4 protein-coding genes and 1 pseudogene are annotated in these 4,232 nt (G+C 48.8%); all 5 read left to right on the top strand.

Annotated features, from left to right (window positions below; genetic code table 11):
- The first annotated feature begins 158 nt into the window (after positions 1-158).
- The 5 genes and pseudogenes from SHK35_RS14080 to aroQ all read left to right on the top strand — a co-directional run bounded on the left by SHK35_RS14080 (position 159) and on the right by aroQ (position 3,496).
- Positions 159-1,127, top strand: a complete 969-nt coding sequence (locus SHK35_RS14080) for a DUF3842 family protein (RefSeq protein ID WP_318710249.1) — start codon at positions 159-161, stop codon at positions 1,125-1,127.
- 13 nt (positions 1,128-1,140) lie between these two features.
- Positions 1,141-1,650 carry a YqeG family HAD IIIA-type phosphatase gene (locus SHK35_RS14075; RefSeq protein ID WP_318710248.1) on the top strand — a complete coding sequence of 170 codons (510 nt, stop codon included), beginning with the start codon at positions 1,141-1,143 and terminating at the stop codon, positions 1,648-1,650.
- Positions 1,647-2,519, top strand: a complete 873-nt coding sequence (aroE, locus tag SHK35_RS14070) for a shikimate dehydrogenase (RefSeq protein ID WP_318710246.1) — start codon at positions 1,647-1,649, stop codon at positions 2,517-2,519. Before SHK35_RS14075 ends, aroE begins: the two co-directional genes overlap by 4 nt.
- A pseudogene (locus SHK35_RS14255) lies at positions 2,516-2,965 on the top strand (shikimate kinase); the annotation flags it as partial. The gene aroE and the pseudogene SHK35_RS14255, both read left to right, overlap by 4 nt.
- 90 nt (positions 2,966-3,055) lie before the next feature.
- The gene (gene aroQ / locus SHK35_RS14250) at positions 3,056-3,496 is read left to right on the top strand and encodes a type II 3-dehydroquinate dehydratase (protein WP_318710250.1); all 441 of its coding nucleotides are present in this window, start codon (positions 3,056-3,058) and stop codon (positions 3,494-3,496) included.
- Positions 3,497-4,232 lie beyond the last annotated feature (736 nt).

Genomic DNA, 4,232 nt, shown 5'->3' with positions numbered 1-4,232 from the left:
CTTCGTGGCATTTTTCCATTCATATTTTCTATTTCTTATCATACACGGTCGGAAGAATTTGTCAAGATTTTATTGAAAAGAACCAGGGTTTAGTGCTATAAATGGAAAAGAAGGATAAAAGAAAACCATCAAAAGAAAAAGTGTTGGAGCAGGTGTGTATGAAAATTATGATTGTGGATGGACAGGGCGGCGGTGTGGGCCGGTGTCTGGTGGAGGCTCTGGAAGCCAAGCTGCCAAAGGCCAGGCTGTTGGCGGTGGGCACCAATGCGGCCGCTACGGCTAATATGATGAAGGGCGGAAATGTGGAAGGCGCCACAGGGGAAAACGCAGTAGTGGTAAACAGCAGGAAGGCAGATGTGATTGTGGGTCCGATGGGAATCGTGATGGCGGATGCTATGCTGGGAGAGATTACCCCAAAGATGGCACAGGCCATAGCCGAGAGCAGCGCAAGACTGATGGGGACGATAAGCGAGAAGGAAAACATAGAGCAGGAAAATATAAAACAAAATCTGAAACGAATTTTGGACGTGATAAATACCAGTCCCCAGGAGGTGTATGTGGCTGCCATAGACGGCCGCTGCGCGTCGGGAAAGACCACGCTTGCCAAAGCCCTGGCAAAAGAGACGGGGGCCGGAGTGATTCACATGGATGATTTTTTTCTGCCAGAAGAGCTTCGGACCAAAGAGCGGCTTTCCAGCCCCGGCGGGAATGTGCACTATGAAAGGTTCCGGGAGGAGGTGCTGGAAAACCTAAAGAGGAAAAGGGATTTTTCCTACAGGGCTTTTGACTGTAAAACAATGACCCTTGGAGAGGCCCGCACAGTGGCGGGAGGCGGACTTTATATTGTGGAGGGAGCCTACAGCTGTCATCCCAAGCTGGGAGACTATATGAATCTTCGGATTTTTTCCAATGTCAGCAGGGAGGTTCAAAGGAGCCGTATTCTGAAAAGGGGAGGAGAGGCGGCCCTGGAAAGCTTTACCAGACGGTGGATTCCCATGGAGGAGGCTTATTTTGAGGCATTTTCCATCCCTCAGAGAGCCGACCTTTTGATTGACAGTACGCCTCTTACTTGCTATCATAATCCTTGTTATCACGATGACAGTCATTATGATAAATACGGAGATTAAAGGTGGTTTCAAAATGCTGGAACGGTTTTATCCGGACAACGAGGCAGACTCAGCCTATGTGATCGACTATGAGCGGCTGTACGAAAAGGGCTGCCGGGGCCTTATTTTTGATATAGACAATACGCTGGTGCCCCACGGCGCACCGGCGGATCAAAGGGCTGTGGAGCTGTTTGCAAGACTAAGGGGCCTGGGGCTGAAAACCCTTCTGCTTTCCAACAACAAGGAGCCAAGGGTCAAAAGCTTCAGCATCCAGGTGGGTGCGGACTATATTTTCAAGGCGGGAAAGCCTGGAAAAGAGGGGTATCTGCGGGCCATGGAACGGATGGGCACCAATCCCGGACAGACTGTTTTTGTGGGGGATCAGCTTTTTACCGATGTGTGGGGGGCAAAGAGGGCCGGAATTGAGACTTATCTGGTAAAGCCCATTCACCCCAAAGAGGAAATTCAGATTATCCTAAAGCGCAGACTGGAAAAAATTGTGCTTTATTTTTACCATAGAAAAAAGGAGGAGCGTACGTCATGACGAAGATCAACGGCTTTACCAGAACCTGCGGGCTTTTGGGAAACCCTGTGGAGCATACCTTGTCTCCGGTGATTCATAACTTTCTGGCCCGTGAGACAGGGGAAAATCTGGTGTATGTGCCCTTCCTTGTACCTTCGGGAATGGCGGGAGATGCAGTGCGGGGAGCATACGCCTTAAATCTTAAGGGACTGAATGTGACGGTTCCCTATAAGACCCAGGTAATTCCTTTTCTAAAGGAGCTGGACGGCCTTGCAGAGCAGATTGGAGCTGTGAACACGCTGGTGCGGTGCGAAGGAGGCTTCAAAGGGTATAACACGGATATGCCGGGACTCTACAGAGCTATGTGCCGGGACGGCGTAAAAATAGAGGGGGAAAAGGTGCTTATCCTGGGGGCGGGAGGCGTTGCCAGAGCTGTGGCCATGCTGCTTGCCGAAAAGGGCGCCGGGCGTATTGTCATATTGAACAGAACCAAAGAGCATGGAGAGGAAATCGCCCGTACCGTTAACGGATATATGGGAAAGGATATGGTTTTTGCCATGGGTCTTTCTGACTATAGAAGCCTTCCGGGGGACGAGAGGTATCTGTGCATACAGGCCACCAATGTGGGAATGTACCCCAAGAACGGGCAGGCAGTCATTGAGGCAGAGGACTTTTACCGGAGAGTGCATACGGGGTATGACCTGATTTTCAATCCTGCTGTCACAAGGTTTATGGAATTGACAAAGGCTGCGGGAGGAAAGGCGTACAATGGTTCCCGGATGCTGCTATACCAGGGAATCATCGCTTATGAGCTCTGGACCGGAATACAGATCGGAGAAGAGCTGGCAGATAAGGCCTTTGAAAAAATGATGGAGGCAATGAACCAATGAACCGGGGGAAAAACGTAATTCTGATTGGCTTTATGGGCTGCGGGAAAACCACGGTGGGTCTGAAGCTGTCCTACAGGCTCCGCATGCCGGTGGAGGACACGGATAAGCTGATAGAGAGAAAAGAAGGAAGAAGCATCAGCGAGATTTTTGAGAAGGAAGGGGAGGCGGCCTTTCGCAGGATGGAGACGGCTCTTTTAGAGGAGCTTAGGGAACGAAGCGGCGCCAGGATTCTCTCCACAGGGGGAGGGATGCCTGTCAATCCGGCAAACAGAAGTCTTTTGCGCCAGTGCGGAATTGTGGTCTATTTAAAAATCAGCCCCCAGTTAGTCTATGAAAGACTCAAGGGAGACAAAACCAGACCGCTGCTTCAGGGGGAGAACCCCCTTTCAAGGATCAGGGCCTTGATGGAGGAACGAAGCGCATCCTACGAGGCATGCGCTCATATTACAATTCCGGTGGACGGACGGGAAATGGAGGAAATTCTGGACCAGATTCAGCAGGAGCTGAAGGATTTTGAGAAAGAAGGGATGAAAGGAATGAAGCTGTTGGTGATAAACGGCCCCAATTTGAACTTTTTGGGAATCCGGGAGAAAAATGTATATGGAACCCAGGACTACCAGTATCTGCTAAAGCTTCTGCAGGATAAGGGAGAAAAGACAGGAAGCGAGATTACAGTGTTTCAGAGCAATCATGAGGGGGCTATTATTGACAGGATACAGGAGGCATATTTTGATGGAACGGAAGGAATCGTGATCAATCCGGGAGCTTATACCCATTACAGCTATGCCATCCGCGACGCTTTGGCAAGTGTGTCTATTCCGAAGGTGGAGGTACATATTTCGGATATCACAAAGAGAGAGGAATTCAGAAAAACCTCCGTCACGGCGCCGGTCTGCCACAAGCAGATTTACGGACAGGGACTGGAGGGATACCTTACGGCCATTGACTTTCTTCTGCATTTTAACGAAGAGGGCTGATTCTTCCGGCAGCTGCCGCTGTAGAAAAGCGGCGGCATGGGGTAGCTGTCCATAAAACAGGTTTTGAGAAACAAATACTATGGCAGTTGCCGGACAAGGGTTGCTGACAAAAGGGGTATGTGTCATTAAGGCACATGCCCCTTTGCTTTTGCAGTTGCCTTTGTTGATGGTAGATGGATAGGATGGATTTTGTACGATTTAAGGTCGATAATCCGGAATTAGCTTCCCTGTGAGCAACGCAAAAATCATGGGCAATGATGCGTCCATGCCCTTGCACAAGTACAGCTCATAGGTCAGTTAAATGCCGATTTCCAACCTGTTTCATAAGGGTACTTCTGAGATGTCATCTTTCAGAAAAGTAGTCAAAAATCCCTCACTTAAACCAATCCTTGTGAGGATAGGAAAGAAGTTTGCTGAAACGATAATTTTGTCCAGTGTTCCGCGCTTCTGCAATCCGTGTACTGCGCTCACCGTTCCGTTCGCTATTGCATGGTTACAATTAGTTGTTCACCATCCAATGAACAGTGGAATCCCTTTCCATAAGCAGCACATCATTTACAGCGATAGAAACCTCTGAATTTGAAAACTGTTTTTGCCTGTCCTGCCGAGCAGGGTTGTTTCATGAAAGATTTTTAAAAGTATAAGAAGATTTGATTTTGTCGGGGGTTATACGTGTTATACAAATACGCGTATAACTCTCGACTTTTTATTCCTGTAGAGGTACAATGTCTATATA

Source organism: Candidatus Acetatifactor stercoripullorum, from assembly GCF_944382095.1.
Classification (GTDB): domain Bacteria; phylum Bacillota; class Clostridia; order Lachnospirales; family Lachnospiraceae; genus Acetatifactor; species Acetatifactor stercoripullorum.
The sequence above is the reverse complement of the archived record's forward strand: the minus strand, read 5'-3'. Positions and strand labels throughout refer to the sequence as shown.